This window comes from Ruegeria sp. CDSA089, assembly GCF_059612205.1.
The window spans coordinates 1,037,266-1,052,102 of record NZ_JBXWQD010000001.1; the positions used below are offsets into that span (position 1 = coordinate 1,037,266).

Here is a 14,837-nt window from a genome sequence, read left to right on the forward strand (position 1 = left end):
CTCCTGTTTTCGCTATCAGTGCCTTAGCCGATTAGCGAATTGGGGCCAGATGGTCCAGCGGCAATCAGCCCTTGCGGCGGAAGGTCAGGTAGTGCGGCGTGCGCCCTTCGCGCAGAGCTTTCTGTTCATAGCGGGTGGAAATCCAGTCGTCCCACGGTTCGCGCCAATCAGAGGGGCGCTCCGCCAGCCATTCGAACCCCGCGCGCGGCACTTCCTCGAGCGTTTGGCGGACATAGTCGGGAATGTCCGTCGCCACACGAAAGATCGAACCCGGTTTCAGCGCCCGCGCCAGCGGCTCCAGGTGCTCCGGGGTCACAAAGCGGCGGCGATGGTGCCGCGTCTTGGGCCACGGATCGGGATAGAGCAGGAACGCGCGGGAAATGCTGGCCTCGGGCAGCACATCGAACAGATCACGCGCATCGCCGGGATGGACGGCGAGGTTCTCAACCCCCGCCTGCCGGATTTTACCCAACAACATGGCGACGCCGTTAATGTAAGGTTCGGCCCCTATGATGCCGATGTCAGGATTGCGCGCAGCCTGATGCACCAGGTGCTCACCACCACCAAAGCCGACCTCAAGCCAGACGTCGCGACCGTCAAACAGCTCCTGCAAGTCCAGCGGCTTGCGTTCAGGGTTGCTCTCCCAATCGACCGCACCCGGGGACAGCGCATCAAGGTCTTCGCTTAGATAGGTCTTCTGGCTTTGCTTCAGGGTTTTGCCTTTGAAGCGGCCATAAAAGTTCCGGCGGGGGCGTTGGGGGGTCTGGGTGCTCATGTCGGTGCCCTCTAATGCGGGTTTCACCATGTGGCAAGAGGCGGAGGTGGGGGCCAAGCCCCACACCCCCGAGGTATTTTTGAACAGAAGAAGAGCGCGCCCGTCAGGGCGCACCTTTGGATCGCGGTCAGACTGCGGCCTTGAGGGCCTCGGCCAGATCAGTGCTTTCCCAGCTGAAGCCGCCATCGGCATCGGGTTCGCGGCCGAAGTGGCCGTAGGCTGCAGTGCGCTGGTAGATCGGCTTGTTCAGTTGCAGATGCTCGCGGATGCCGCGCGGGGTCAGGTCCATTACCTGGCCCACGGCTTTTTCGATCGCCGCATCTGCGATCTGGCCCGTGCCATGCGTATCCGCGTAGATCGATAGAGGCTTGGACACGCCAATCGCATAGCTGAGCTGGATCGTGCAACGCTCAGCCATACCGGCAGCCACTACATTCTTTGCCAGATAGCGTGCGGCATAGGCGGCCGAACGATCCACTTTGGTCGGGTCTTTACCCGAGAACGCGCCTCCACCGTGAGGTGCTGCACCCCCATAGGTGTCCACGATGATCTTGCGACCAGTCAGGCCAGCATCGCCGTCGGGGCCGCCGATCACAAATTTGCCGGTCGGGTTTACGTGCCATTCGGTCTCGGCCGACAGCCAACCTTCGGGAAGAGTCTCGCGGATATAAGGCTCGACTATGGCGCGGATGTCATCCGAGCTCAGCGCCGCGTCCAGATGCTGGGTCGACAGCACGATCGAGCTGACACCGACAGGTTTTCCGTCACGGTAGACAACCGAAAGCTGCGACTTGGCATCGGGGCCCAGCGCAGGCTCGGAGCCGTTTTTGCGCACTTCAGCCAGCCGACGCAGGATCGCGTGGGAATACTGGATCGGAGCCGGCATCAACGCAGGCGTTTCGGTCGTGGCATAGCCGAACATGATCCCCTGATCGCCTGCCCCTTCGTCCTTGTCATCGGCGGCATCGACACCCTGCGCGATATGGGCGGATTGTTCGTGCAGCAGGTTCGTCACTTCGACGGTTTCGTGGTGGAACTTGTCCTGCTCGTAGCCGATATCCTTGATACAGGCGCGCGCGATGTCGTCGATATGCGCCATGTAGTCGTGCAACTTGTCCTGATCCGACAGGCCAACTTCGCCACCGATGACAACCCGGTTGGTGGTGGCAAACGTCTCGCACGCTACGCGTGCTTCGGGTTCTTCGTTCAAAAAGGCATCAAGTACAGCATCGGAAATACGGTCGCAGACCTTATCCGGGTGCCCTTCGGACACGGATTCCGAAGTGAAAGTATAGTTCTGTCGGGACATGAATGTGCTCCATTAAGATTTCCCCATCACGCCAGGAAGCCGTTGTGACGGGCATGCGAGGGGATACGCCCGCACAAAGCCGGGGTCAATCGGTATTTATGCGTCTACCCGCCGGGCGTTGCGCCAAAGCAGCGCGGTCAGGCCGAATAGCACAAAAAAGACCGGATAGTCGCCGATCCGCGCATACAGTGTCCGAGCCAGCGGGGCAGGCAAAAGCGCGTCGATAAACCCCGCCTCTCCAAGTGGCAGTGCCTTGGTGATCCGCCCCAAAGGGTCGATCATCGCCGAGACACCAGTATTGGCGGCGCGCATCATTGGCAGGCCCTGTTCAACCGCGCGCATTTGGGCTTGGGCGAGGTGCTGATACGGCCCAGACCGAGTGCCAAACCAAGCATCATTGGTGATCTGCATCAGAAAATCCGCGCGCCCCGGTGCCGACAAGACATCTTGCGTGAACACCGCCTCATAGCAGATCAACGGCAGGGCCAGCCCCAGCTTTCCCGCCTCGATCAGCTCAGCGCCCGGACCGGCGCTGAAGCCGTTGCCCGTGGTCGTGGCCATGCCGTGAATGCCGAACCGGGCCATCACGTCCCCAAACGGAACGTATTCGCCAAACGGGGCCAGATGGTGCTTGTCATACAGGCCCTGCTGCTGCCCATCTTCATTCAGGTAGATCATCGAGTTGTAGATCCGGGGCCCATCCCCCCGTTGAATGCCCAGAAAAACCGGCGTTCCCTGCGCGGCTTCGGCAATCGCGTCCAGATGAGGCTGCGCGCTACCCAGCCAAGCGGGAACCGAGGTTTCCGGCCACACGATCAGGTCCGGGCGTGGCTGCAGCGCCGAAAATTCAATCTGGCGGGCAAAGAAAAGCGGAGCATAGTCCGGGTCCCATTTCTGGTGCTGCGGCGCGTTCGGCTGGATCAGACGGACGATGTGTTCGGTATTGGTAACTTCCGGGCGCATCACGGCGTATCCCAAGCTCAGACCCGCAAAAGCCACCGACAGGCACAAGGGTAGGAAAATCCCCTGACGTTGCGAAAGCGTCGCGCCCAGCGGCAGAGTTGCCAGCAAGGTCAACGCCCCCAACCCATAGGGCCCGGTCAACGCAAGAACCTGCGCTACGGGTGTGTCCACCCAGACCTGCGCCAACCCGGCCCACGGAAACCCGGTCAGCACATAGCCACGCGCCGCTTCTGCCAGCGCGATGATCAGTGCGAGCAAAACAGTTTGCCCCACCCCCGATGCGCCGGATTTTCGTGCCACCCAAAATGCCAGAGCCCAGAACAGGGCAAGCCCTCCGGCCATAAACACCAGCGCAAAAGGCGCCATCCATCCGTAGCGCGGCGCGTCGACCAGAAATGGCTCAACGATCCAGCTTAGGGCATGGACGAAATAGCCCGTCGCGAAGGCCCAACCGATCCAGGCTGCCTGCCCTCGGCTTTTGCTGGACAGGTAAACCGGGGCCAGCAGCGTCAGCGCGATAACTGTCGCCCACCAATACCCGAACGGAGCAAGGCCAAAGGCGGCCACGCCACCAAGCACTGCGGCAGACAGGAAGATCAGCCAGAATGGCCAGCCCCCCACAGGGGTCATGCAACAAGATCCGGCAACATTACGCGCAGGCGCTTGATACGGCGCGGGTCGGCGTCGATCACCTCAAACTCAGGGCCTTCGGGATGCAAAACAACCTCGCCGCGCGCAGGCACGCGGCCGGACAGCATAAAGACCAACCCGCCCAACGTGTCGATTTCTTCCTCGTCCACATCCTCGTGGCTGGTCAGAGACCTTCCAATCTCGGCCTCGAACTCCTCGACTGGGACGCGGGCTTGAACGACATAGCAGCCTGGCTTTTCCTGCACCCATAGCTGACTTTCGTCAGCGTCATGCTCATCTGCAATCTCACCCACAACCTGCTCAATCAGGTCTTCGATGGTCAGCAACCCGTCAACACCACCATATTCATCAATAACCAAGGCCATATGCCTACGTTCTGTCTGCATCTTGGTCAGCAGAACCCCAATTGGCATCGAGGGCGGAACAAACAGCAAAGTCCGTAACATCGAGACGAGATCGAATTCGGATGATGTTCCGTTGAACCCATGGGTCAGCGCGAAATCCTTAAGGTGCACGAAGCCCAAAGGCGTATCCAGTGTCCCTTCATAAACAGGGATCCGCGACAGGCCGCTTTCGCGAAACACCTGCGCAAGCTCGTCTTTGGAGATGGTCGAAGGAACTGACACGATTTCTGCTGTGGGGATGGCCACATCTTCAACCCGCATCCGCCGCAGGTTGATCATGCCGCGTGGCTGTGTCGCCTCGGTATCATGACCATTCATCGCAGTGGCCTCCCCCTCGGTCGGGGTTGAGAACGCATCTACTATTCGAGAGAAAAACCCTGTCTTCTCTTTGCTATTTTCGCCGCTGTTCTGCGGTTGCGCGCTTTGCGCCGCCATAGAACTGCCGTCTGTTTCGCCCATTATCCTAGTCCAAATGATCGGCCTGACTGGCCTGTATTAAACTATATATGGGTTATCAATACCCATTTTGCCAAGTATCTCGACCTCAAGCCCCTCCATCAAAGTGGCGTCGGGGTCACGAATGTGATCATAGCCCAACAGATGTAACAATCCGTGAACGATCAGATGCGTCACGTGATCGTCCATGGGTTTGCCTGCCTCGGCTGCCTCGCGGGTGCAAGTATCGAAGGAAATGGCGATATCACCAAGGGCGATTTCACCGGTAAAATCGGGCTGCGGATGGTCAGGGATGTCGCCTGCGGCCTCGGGCGACAGATCCTCGGCGGGCCAGCTCAGCACGTTGGTTGGGCTGGGTTTTTCCCGAAACTCGGCGTTCAGCGCGGCAATGTGGGCATCATCGCAGGCCAGAACACTGACTTCACACAGATCTGCGTCCAGATCAAAACGATGGAACACCGCCTGAGCGGCACGGTCTACCAATGCTTCCAGACCGCTCCAACGGGGGTCTTCGACCGTCAGTTCAATAGCCATGTCAATTCGCCCAATACCCGGTATCCGCGGCGCGGGCCTTATCCGGTTTCACGCCCCGCGTCGGCCTCATACGCCTCGATAATGGCGGCGACAAGCGGGTGGCGGACCACATCTTTGGAAGTGAAGTAGTTGAAGCTGATATTCGGGATCGTTTTCAACAAACGTTCCGCATCTGCCAGCCCCGATTGCACCCCGCGCGGCAGATCGACCTGCGAGCGGTCACCGGTGATCACCATCCGGCTACCTTCACCCAGACGGGTCAGGAACATCTTCATCTGCATGGTCGTGGCGTTTTGCGCCTCATCAAGCACCACGAAGGCATTCGCAAGGGTACGCCCCCGCATGAAGGCCAGCGGCGCGATTTCGATACGCTTTTCTTCGATCAGTTTGGCCAGTTGCTTGCCGGGCAAAAAGTCGTTCAACGCGTCATAGAGCGGCTGCATGTAGGGATCGACCTTGTCCTTCATATCGCCGGGCAGGTATCCAAGCTTCTCGCCCGCCTCGACCGCCGGACGGCTGAGGATGATGCGGTCCACATGCCCGCCGATGAACATCGACACACCAACAGCAACGGCAAGATAGGTTTTACCCGTGCCTGCCGGCCCGATTCCAAAGGCCAGTTCATTGTTGAACAGCGACTGCACATAGGCTTTCTGCGCGTCCGTGCGGGGCTCGACCAGTTTCTTGCGAGTCTTGATCTCGACCGTGCCGCCCTTGAACATCTCAAGCTGATCGCCGTCGCGGCTGCCGGTTCCGGTCTCGGACCCGCCCATGCGCAACTCACGATCCACATCTGCGGCTTCAACCTCGCGCCCGCCTTCCAGACGCGTGTAAAGCGCCTGGAGCACCTCAATCGCCTGTTTCTGAGCATCCTCGTCACCCATGACAACAAGCTGATTGCCACGGCGCACGATCTGAACCGATAGCTTGTTTTCAATATCGGTCAGATTGCGGTCATATTCGCCGCAAAGGTCAATCAACAACCGGTTGTCTGGAAATTCAACAAACGCCTCACGCTGGGGCATTTCATCTTGCGGTGGGGTCAGGGCACCGATGGCCAATCCGTTCTCCTGTCTTGGCGTTTCACCCTGAGCGTGACAACAATTGCCGGTAGGTGCAAGCCACAGATTCAAATTTTCCGGATCAGATGATAATTCCGCCGATTGTTTGTGATTTCAGCCAATCATCCCGGTATTCGACAGAGCACCCTCTGCAAATCAGAACGTATAAGTCAGACCAAACCGAAGACTGCGATACTCCGGCGTGGAACGGGTCGAGAATCCGTTGCCAAATTCGATATCCTCACCCTGAAACTGAACATATTCATATTCGCCGGTGATTGACCAATCGTCGTTCAGGTAATGCTCAGCCCCAATACTCAGCGAGAATCCATCCCGGCTGTCACTCTCCTGAAATGACTGTGTCGTTGCGCCGGTGGTAATGCTGTTTGTCGTTTCGATGTCGCCGCGCACATAACCAGCGGACACAAAATAAAGGATGGAGCCGCTTTTGTTTGTCAGGCCATTGCGGAATCGGATGGACAACACGTCCGACACTTCGGACCCGCCGGTGACTGTCGTTCCACTGATCAGCGCGGTTGTTTCATCGTCAATCGAGCCGAACTCATACCCGATTTCAAGGCCGTAAACATAGTCGCGCCCGCCTTTGGCCGGAAGAACACCGCGCCATCCAGCCCGAACGCCACCGAATGACCCGTTCAAGTCCAATTCGCCAATGGGAAACGTGCCGCCTGGTGTGGCCAAACCGAACTGATCCGTTCCGCCACTTGCGTATCCCGCCGTCAATCCCAGATAGAAAGCGCTAACGTCGCGATCAACCCGCTGCGGATCCAATACCGGAGGATCTGACAAGGCGGCATCGGTATTGCCCGCAATCGCTGCCCCTGAGAGCCCCAAAAGCGAAACCATCACCGCCAAAACAAACTGCAAACAAAGCTTTGTTTTATTTCTTTCGACTACCACTCGCACCCTCCAAGGCCCAGACACTTTGCCCGCGTCAGTACACAACCCGAAAATTCAGAGGCTACAAATGTCGTAGGTCCCTAAAAAATCTGGCTTTTCTCGGAGCATAGAACGAAGCGATAAATCAAGCGTTAATTTTCAGTTCAAATTGACCCTTGGCGTTTTCATCACAGATAGCGCGCGTGTCAGACAAGCTCACCCGCCAGCGAATTCGCGCCCGACGAGGTGATGCGTACGTCTCGCAACTCTCCGATGGCCAAATCCGCGTCTGCCACGTGAACCGAATGAAGATACTCGGATTTTCCGACCATCTGCCCCGGTAGACGACCTGGCTTTTCAAACAAAACACGCACGTTTCGGCCCACCATCGCATCCTGAATTTCGCGTTGATGCCGGGTGATCACGGCCTGCAGGCGCTGTAGGCGGTCATCCGCCACCTCAGGATCAACCTGAGACCGCTCGGCCGCCGGCGTTCCCGGACGGGTCGAATATTTGAACGAGTACGCGTATCCGTATCTGACTTGCTCAACCAAATCCAATGTCGCCTGAAAATCCGCATCGGTTTCCTCGGGGAAGCCCACGATGAAGTCGCCTGACATCATGATATCCGGCCGTGCCTCGCGAATACGTTCGATCAGACGCAAATAGCTGTCTGCCGTATGGCTGCGGTTCATCCGCTTCAGAATTCGATCCGAGCCCGACTGAACCGGCAGATGCAAATAGGGCATCAGCTTGTCGCAGGTTCCGTGCGCCTCGATCAGGTCATCGGCCATGTCGTTGGGGTGCGACGTGGTGAACCGGATACGCTCCAGCCCGTCAACCTTGTTCAACTCCCAGATCAGCCCGGCCAGCGTCATGTCACCGTTGGGTCCGGCCCCGTGATAGGCGTTGACGTTCTGACCCAGCAAAGTGATCTCACGCACGCCGCGTTCGACCAGATCCTGCGCCTCACGGATGATGCGATCCGCCGGGCGGCTAACCTCGGCCCCGCGGGTATAGGGCACAACGCAGAAGGCACAGAACTTGTCGCAGCCTTCCTGAACGGTCAAAAACGCCGTCGGGCCACGCTTGGCTTTGGGCCGGTTCTTGAGCTTTTCGAACTTGTCTTCCTCGGGGAAGTCGGTGTCCAGCGCCTTGGCGCCCTCGCGGGTCTTGGCCTCCATCTCGGGCAGACGGTGGTAGCTTTGCGGCCCCACCACCAGATCGACCAGAGGCTGACGACGCATGATCTCTTCACCCTCGGCCTGTGCAACACAACCGGCCACACCGATCTTCAAATCGGGCTTTTCCGCTTTCAGCCCTTTGAAGCGACCCAACTCGGAATAGACCTTCTCAGCCGCCTTTTCGCGGATATGGCAGGTATTCAGCAGAATCATATCCGCGTCATCGGGGCTTTGGGTTTCCACATATCCCTGACCGCCCAGCGTTTCGGCCATACGCTCGCTGTCATAGACGTTCATCTGACAACCATAGGTCTTGATGTACAGCTTTTTGGGTTCCGACATGGGTTAGGCCTTTGCGTTCGCGGGATCGGCGTCGTCTATACCTTACGAACGCCGCTTGCAATGCCCGCGCGATTACCCGATTTTGGCCCGAAACGCCAGCAAGACGAGCGCGAACAGGCCATGCAATACGACTCGGTGAATTCCTTTCTGCGATCTGGTATGCCCACGCTGTCAAAAGGCCCAATTGCTCTGATCTTTGCCGAGGATGAGGTCGAGGTCGAAAGCACGATCCGTCACCACCTGAACCTCGGCTTCGCTGCGCTGGTAGCCTTCATGCCCACCGAATTCACTTTGTCCGACGATCTGGCCGAGCGCATACACCGTGTCACTTTGACCTGCGCCCCGCGCACAGTCGTCTTCGACACGATCAATACTATGATCGCATCGGCCCCGACGCGTTGGATGTATTATTGCTACAACGCCGAATACCTGTTCTTCCCCTTCTGCGAGACCCGCACCATCGGCGAGATGCTGGCCTTTCACACCGAAGAACGCCGTGATGCAATGTTGACCCACGTGGTCGACCTCTATGCTGACGATCTGGCGGCTTTCCCCAACGGGGTTGCTCCGGATCGCGCGATGCTGGACCGAAGCGGGTACCACGCACACACCCGCCACAAGCCCGACGGCCACCCGGTTGAACGGCAGTTGGACATGTCAGGGGGGCTGCGCTGGCGGTTTGAAGATCACATTCCTTATGAACGCCGCCGCATCGACCGGATTGGTCTGTTCAAATCCCGCAAGGGCCTGACGCTCCGGTCAGATCACACGTTCAACACACAGGAATACAACACCTATTCCTGTCCCTGGCATCATAACCTGACGGCTGCGATCTGTTCCTTCCGTGCGGCAAAGGCTCTGAAATCAAACGCAGGATCGACCTTTGAAATCCCAAGTTTTCAATGGCGCAACTCGGTCGCGTTCGAATGGACCTCAAACCAGTTGCTGGACCTGGGCCTGATCGAACCGGGACAATGGTTCTGATCCGCCCTTCATCTGGCCAAAAATATCCCGGGGGAGGTGCGGCCCCGCCGCGCCGGGGGCAGAGCCCCCTATCGCGGCCACACCATCGGAAACCAATCCTCGCGCAGGCGCTGCCCCGGCACCATGTCATGGCCCGGAAACGGGGGTGAGGTGCGGCCGGGTCGCTCCACATAGCGCGCATCATCCCCCACCAACCGCAACGAAAACGCGCGGCGGCGACTGTCTGAGTGATTCCCGCGTGCGCCGTGCAATGTGCGATAGTTGAAAGCTACCGCGTCGCCCGGCTGCATTTCGAATTCGACCACATTCATCCCTTCGGTGTCCGGGTCAGGTACAGGGATGTACTGGCCCTCATCCGCAAAGAACCCCTCCTCAGACACCCAGCGGGTCGGCAATACCTCTTTCTCCCACCGATGCGATCCGGCCACGCAGCGCAAGGTTGCCTGTGTCACCGAGTCCAGCGGGGACCAAAAGCTGATCGTCTGCCGACCCTCGACAAAGTAATACGGCCCATCCTGATGCCAGGGCGTCGCCATCGAGGTCCCCGGCTCTTTCACCAGCACATGATCGTGAAACATTTGCACGGTCTGCGATTGCATAAGATCCGCCGCGACCTCGGCCGCCGGAGAGTTGTGGACTACGTCCTGAAACTGCTCGATTCGCGACCAGTTGCAGTAGTCGTCAAAGAACAGTCCCGTTTCGCCCTGTTTCTTGTTGTCCGAGGCATATGGACCGGGATCCGCCATATTCGCTGCTACTCCGTCGCGCAGGCGATCAACGTAGTCGGCAAACAGCCCCCTGATCAGCACGACGCCGTCACGCTGATAAGTGTCGATCATGTCTTGCGTCACAAGGGAGTGGGTCATGTTCGTCTCCGAGCCGGTTGTGCGATGATCTGCGCATGACATTTCCCTCTGTTCAAGTCATATCTTTTGAAGGTAGATATAAAATAATGTTATATCTTTCTCTACGACAGTACGAATATGTCTGCGCCATCGGTCGACATGGGGGCCTGTCGGCGGCAGCGCAGTACCTGAATGTGTCGCAACCCGCCCTGTCCAACGCCCTGACACGGGTCGAAGAACAAGTGGGCCACCCACTATTCACCCGCAAACGCGGCGCAGCCATGAGCCTGACCCCACAAGGGCGCAGGTTCATCGAACAGGCTGAGGCCCTGCTGGCCCGCGCAGCGCAACTGGAAAATTCATCTGCCGAGGGACCTGCAGCGGCGCGCCTGCGCTTGGGATGTTTCGAAGATCTTGCGCCGTTCTTGCTGGCGCGCGCTTTGCGCCTGTTGCGCAGGGAACTTCCAGATGTCGCTGTGACCTACCGCGTGGCGGACTTTCAGGGCCTAGTCTCGGGCCTGGTTCAGGGGGAAATCGACTTGGCATTCACCTACGGCCTGACTTTGGATGCTGGCTTCTCGACGACGCAGTTGTTTGCAAATTCCCCGAACGCGGTGATGTCTCCGGATCACCCGCTTGCGGGGCGGGAACACGTCTTGTTAAGTGACGTGGCCGCCTATCCCTTGATCCTGTCGGATGAAGGGCTTTCGGCACAACATTTTCTCAATCTCTTCCGCTCAGCCGGACAGACCCCAAAGGTTGCCCACCGGGCAGCATCGCTGGAAATTCAACGCAGCTTTGCGGCGCATGAAGAAGGCGTTGCGATGACTTATGCCAACATCCCAGCCCCGCTCAGCTACGACGGAACGCCGCTGGTCAGCCTGCCCGTCACTGACCAGATCGCGCGCGAGCCGGTTGTGCTGGCGCGGCACGGTACGGGACCGCTGGATGCGCTTACCGAACGGGCGCAACAGGTCCTGGCTGAATTATCGACGTAAGGTTATTTCTTCCGCAGACGGATCACCACGTCGACCGACGCGATTTCGACCCCCTCAGGCGCGTCAGGCAGGCGCTGAATCACCAACTGGTCCGACGGCGCATCGCTCAGGCGGCCTTCGTCTTCCCAGAAGAAATGCGGATGGTCATGGGTGTTGGTGTCGAAATAGCTTTTCGAACCGTCCACGGTGATTTCCTGCAACACCCCGGCCTCGCAGAACGCGCGCAGCGTGTTGTAGACCGTTGCCAAAGACACAGCATCGCCGTTCTTTTTGGCCGATTCAAACAGGCTTTCCGCGGTGACATGACGATGATTTCCGTCACCCACCAAAAGCTCCGCCAGGGCCACGCGCTGACGTGTCGGGCGCAATCCGGCGTGAACCAACCAATTAGTGGCTATGCTCTGGCTTTCTGGTGTCATGAATCCGATACCGATTTGTTGCTTGTGTATATATAAGTGCTGAGGCCTAGGAATTTCAAATGAAATTCATTCGCAAGAACAGACGGAACTGGTCATGATGTATGTCACCGCTCTTGCAGGACCTTGCATACGGGTGCTAGACGAGGCCAGATTAGATAAACGGACCCCTGGCAGGAGAGGCGGCAAGAATGGCCCAATTCCCGAGCAGCTTTGACAAGGATGATCTGCTGAAATGCGCCCGTGGCGAATTATTCGGCCCCGGTAACGCGCAGTTGCCCGCCCCGCCGATGCTGATGATGGACCGGATTACCGATATCTCAGCCGATGGTGGAGCCCATGGCAAAGGTCATGTTTTGGCGGAATTCGACATTACTCCGGACCTGTGGTTCTTTGACTGCCACTTCCCCGGCAACCCGATTATGCCCGGTTGTCTGGGGCTGGATGGCCTGTGGCAGCTGACCGGCTTTAACCTGGGCTGGCGCGGCTGGCAGGGGCGTGGCATGGCTGTTGGCGTGGGCGAGGTCAAGCTGACCGGCATGGTCCGCCCCGACCGCAAGATGCTGACTTACAAAATTGATTTCAAAAAAGCGATCCAGACGCGCCGCCTGACCATGGGTGTGGCGGATGGTATCGTCGAAGCGGACGGTGAAACGATTTACGACGTCAAGGACATGAAAGTCGTCCTGTCCGAAGCCTGAGCCTGATCGGCCCGAAATAAGGAGCACGCATATGCGTCGAGTAGTTGTCACCGGTTTGGGGATTGTCTCCTCCATCGGGAACAATGCCCAAGAGGTTCTGGCCTCACTCAAAGCTGGCAAATCCGGCATTGAGGCCAATGACCAGATGGTCGAACACGGTTTCCGCAGCCAGATTGCCGGCTCACTGAAGATCGACGTGACCGAGCATGTGGACAAGCGCACCTTGCGCTTCATGGGTCCCGGAGCGGCTTATGCCCATATCGCGATGAGTCAGGCGATTGCAGATTCCGGTCTGACCGAAGATCAGGTGGTGAACCCGCGCACAGGTCTGGTGGCCGGCTCGGGTGGCCCCTCGACCAGTGCGATGCTGACTGCGCATCAAACCGTGCTGAAAAACGGCGCAACCAAGCGGATCGGGCCGTTTGCGGTGCCGAAATGCATGTGCTCAACGATTTCGGCCAACCTTGCGACCGCGTTCAAGATCAAGGGCATCAACTATTCAATCACATCGGCCTGCTCGACCTCGCTGCATTGCATCGGCAACGCGGCGGAACAGATCATGCTGGGCAAGCAGGACGTGATGTTCGCAGGTGGCGGCGAAGAGCTGGACTGGACGCTGTCCTGCCTGTTCGACGCGATGGGCGCGATGTCGTCGAAATACAATGACACACCGGACAAAGCCTCGCGCGCGTTCGACCAGAACCGCGACGGCTTCGTGATCTCGGGCGGCGGCGGCATCGTCGTGCTGGAAGACCTTGATCACGCATTGGCGCGCGGCGCCAAGATCTATGCAGAAGTGACCGGCTATGCAGCCACCTCTGACGGGCATGATATGGTGGCCCCTTCGGGTGAAGGCGGCGAACGCGCGATGCGTCTGGCCCTGTCCACCCTGCCCGAAGGTCGTAAGGTCGGGTATATCAACGCCCACGGAACCTCGACCCCGGTCGGCGATGTGGGCGAGGTTGAAGCCGTGCGCCGCATCTTTGGCGAAGGCAACGTGCCGCCGATCTCCTCGACCAAGTCGATGACCGGCCACGCGCAAGGTGCTGCGGGCGCATTGGAGGCGATCTTCTGCCTGCTGATGCTGGACAATGATTTCATTACACCGTCGATCAATGTCGAAACGCTCGCCGAAGGCATCCAGCCCGGTGAAATCGCGACGCAAGTCGTTGAAAATGCGGGACTCGACTCGGTGATGACCAATAGCTTCGGCTTTGGCGGCACCAACGGATCCATGGTTCTTTCAAAGTATAACGGGTGAATGTGATGTCGGATCTTCTTAAAGGCAAACGCGGCCTGATCATGGGCGTGGCGAACGACCGCTCGATCGCGTGGGGTATCGCCAAAGCCATGCACGAGGCCGGTGCCGAACTGGCATTCACCTATCAGGGCGAGGCTTTCGGCAAACGGCTGGAGCCGCTGGCCCAGAGCCTGGGCAGCGACTTCATGGTCGACGCCGATGTCACCGATGACGACTCGCTGGATCGTGCGTTCGGCGAGTTGGGCGAACGCTGGCCGACCATTGATTTCGTGGTCCATGCGATTGCCTATTCGGACAAGTCGGAACTGACCGGCCGCTTCCTGAACACAACGCGGGCGAATTTCAAACACTCGATGGACGTGTCGGCCTATTCCTTCATCGAGGTCGCGCGCCGCGCTTATCCGCTGATGAAAGACAATGGCGGCACTCTGCTGACGCTGACCTATCAGGGCTCGAACCGCGTGGTTCCGAATTACAACGTGATGGGTGTGGCCAAAGCGGCGCTGGAATCGGCGACGCGCTATCTGGCCAATGATCTGGGTCCCGAAGGTATTCGCGTCAACGCCATCTCGCCCGGTCCGATGAAAACGCTGGCCGGTGCAGCCATCGGTGGCGCACGCAAGACCTACAAGTTCTGCGACCAGAACGCGCCCATGCGTTCGAACGCTACGCTTGAGGCCGTAGGCGGCACCGCTGTTTATTTGGCATCCGAGGCCGGGGCATGCACCTCGGGCGAGATCATCAAGGTAGATGGTGGCTTCCACGTTCTGGGCATGCCGCAGCCTGACTTTATGTGACCCCAATTTTCCCTGCCGGTGCCCAGATTTTACCATTTTTCACCGGCAGGGATACGGGTATGAGCAAAGCTGAACATATCGCGGCAAGCACCGCACGCACGTCCCGATCCCGTCGCAAGTCTGGATTTTTGGGTGCGCGAGGGCGCATAGCTCTGCTGGGCCTGACCACAATGCTGATGCTGTTTGTGTATTTTACCCAGCCGCAGGTCAGAACCGCAGTCGCATCCTGGACCAGCCTGCTGACAGGCTGATCCGC

At 58.7% G+C, this 14,837-nt stretch carries 16 protein-coding genes and 1 riboswitch; of the genes, 6 read left to right on the plus strand and 10 right to left on the minus strand.

Annotated elements, in window-relative coordinates; translation table 11 throughout:
• Positions 1–64: 64 nt before the first annotated feature.
• From trmB to miaB, 8 genes are all read right to left on the minus strand, one after another.
• Complete coding sequence (gene trmB / locus AC2FJ6_RS05275; protein WP_170769912.1) at positions 65–775, minus strand: tRNA (guanine(46)-N(7))-methyltransferase TrmB; 711 nt, start codon at positions 773–775, stop codon at positions 65–67.
• 127 nt (positions 776–902) lie between these two features.
• Positions 903–2,084, minus strand: coding sequence for a methionine adenosyltransferase (gene metK / locus AC2FJ6_RS05280; protein WP_170769911.1), 1,182 nt, complete (start codon positions 2,082–2,084; stop codon positions 903–905).
• 5 nt (positions 2,085–2,089) lie between these two features.
• Positions 2,090–2,138, minus strand: a riboswitch (SAM-SAH riboswitch).
• 42 nt (positions 2,139–2,180) lie between these two features.
• Positions 2,181–3,677 (minus strand): apolipoprotein N-acyltransferase, encoded by a 1,497-nt coding sequence (gene lnt, locus AC2FJ6_RS05285; protein ID WP_170769910.1) that lies wholly within the window; start codon positions 3,675–3,677, stop codon positions 2,181–2,183.
• Positions 3,674–4,561, minus strand: coding sequence for a hemolysin family protein (locus AC2FJ6_RS05290; RefSeq protein ID WP_170769909.1), 888 nt, complete (start codon positions 4,559–4,561; stop codon positions 3,674–3,676). Before AC2FJ6_RS05290 ends, lnt begins: the two co-directional genes overlap by 4 nt.
• Before the next feature lie 36 nt (positions 4,562–4,597).
• Positions 4,598–5,092, minus strand: a complete 495-nt coding sequence (ybeY, locus tag AC2FJ6_RS05295; RefSeq protein WP_170769908.1) for an rRNA maturation RNase YbeY — start codon at positions 5,090–5,092, stop codon at positions 4,598–4,600.
• A gap of 38 nt (positions 5,093–5,130) precedes the next feature.
• Complete coding sequence (locus AC2FJ6_RS05300; protein ID WP_170769907.1) at positions 5,131–6,153, minus strand: PhoH family protein; 1,023 nt, start codon at positions 6,151–6,153, stop codon at positions 5,131–5,133.
• A 156-nt stretch (positions 6,154–6,309) separates the two neighbouring features.
• Complete coding sequence (locus tag AC2FJ6_RS05305) at positions 6,310–7,074, minus strand: outer membrane protein (RefSeq protein ID WP_336510117.1); 765 nt, start codon at positions 7,072–7,074, stop codon at positions 6,310–6,312.
• A gap of 185 nt (positions 7,075–7,259) precedes the next feature.
• Positions 7,260–8,579: a tRNA (N6-isopentenyl adenosine(37)-C2)-methylthiotransferase MiaB gene (gene miaB, locus AC2FJ6_RS05310; RefSeq protein ID WP_170769906.1), complete on the minus strand. Its 1,320-nt coding sequence runs from the start codon at positions 8,577–8,579 to the stop codon at positions 7,260–7,262.
• 60 nt (positions 8,580–8,639) lie between these two features.
• Between miaB and AC2FJ6_RS05315 the strand changes: the two genes are divergently transcribed.
• Complete coding sequence (locus AC2FJ6_RS05315; RefSeq protein ID WP_237217223.1) at positions 8,640–9,563, plus strand: glycosyltransferase family protein; 924 nt, start codon at positions 8,640–8,642, stop codon at positions 9,561–9,563.
• Between the two features lie 68 nt (positions 9,564–9,631).
• Here AC2FJ6_RS05315 and AC2FJ6_RS05320 read toward each other — a convergent pair whose 3' ends face one another.
• Complete coding sequence (locus tag AC2FJ6_RS05320; RefSeq protein ID WP_170769905.1) at positions 9,632–10,429, minus strand: phytanoyl-CoA dioxygenase family protein; 798 nt, start codon at positions 10,427–10,429, stop codon at positions 9,632–9,634.
• 86 nt (positions 10,430–10,515) lie between these two features.
• On the opposite strand from AC2FJ6_RS05320, the gene AC2FJ6_RS05325 reads away from it, so the two are divergent.
• Complete coding sequence (locus AC2FJ6_RS05325; protein WP_170769904.1) at positions 10,516–11,406, plus strand: LysR family transcriptional regulator; 891 nt, start codon at positions 10,516–10,518, stop codon at positions 11,404–11,406.
• 2 nt (positions 11,407–11,408) lie between these two features.
• Here the strand turns inward: AC2FJ6_RS05325 and irrA are convergent, their stop codons facing one another.
• On the minus strand, positions 11,409–11,825 hold the full coding sequence (gene irrA / locus AC2FJ6_RS05330) for an iron response transcriptional regulator IrrA (RefSeq protein WP_170769903.1): 417 nt from the start codon (positions 11,823–11,825) through the stop codon (positions 11,409–11,411).
• Between the two features lie 188 nt (positions 11,826–12,013).
• On the opposite strand from irrA, the gene fabA reads away from it, so the two are divergent.
• From fabA to AC2FJ6_RS05350, 4 genes are read left to right on the plus strand one after another with little or no spacing between them, the layout of a single operon-like run.
• A complete protein-coding gene (gene fabA, locus AC2FJ6_RS05335) occupies positions 12,014–12,523 on the plus strand; it encodes a bifunctional 3-hydroxydecanoyl-ACP dehydratase/trans-2-decenoyl-ACP isomerase (RefSeq protein WP_170769902.1) in 510 nt (169 codons plus the stop codon).
• 31 nt (positions 12,524–12,554) lie between these two features.
• Complete coding sequence (fabB, locus tag AC2FJ6_RS05340; protein ID WP_170753627.1) at positions 12,555–13,784, plus strand: beta-ketoacyl-ACP synthase I; 1,230 nt, start codon at positions 12,555–12,557, stop codon at positions 13,782–13,784.
• Between the two features lie 5 nt (positions 13,785–13,789).
• Positions 13,790–14,581, plus strand: a complete 792-nt coding sequence (locus tag AC2FJ6_RS05345; protein ID WP_170769901.1) for an enoyl-ACP reductase FabI — start codon at positions 13,790–13,792, stop codon at positions 14,579–14,581.
• 59 nt (positions 14,582–14,640) lie between these two features.
• A complete protein-coding gene (locus tag AC2FJ6_RS05350) occupies positions 14,641–14,832 on the plus strand; it encodes a hypothetical protein (protein WP_170769900.1) in 192 nt (63 codons plus the stop codon).
• Positions 14,833–14,837 lie beyond the last annotated feature (5 nt).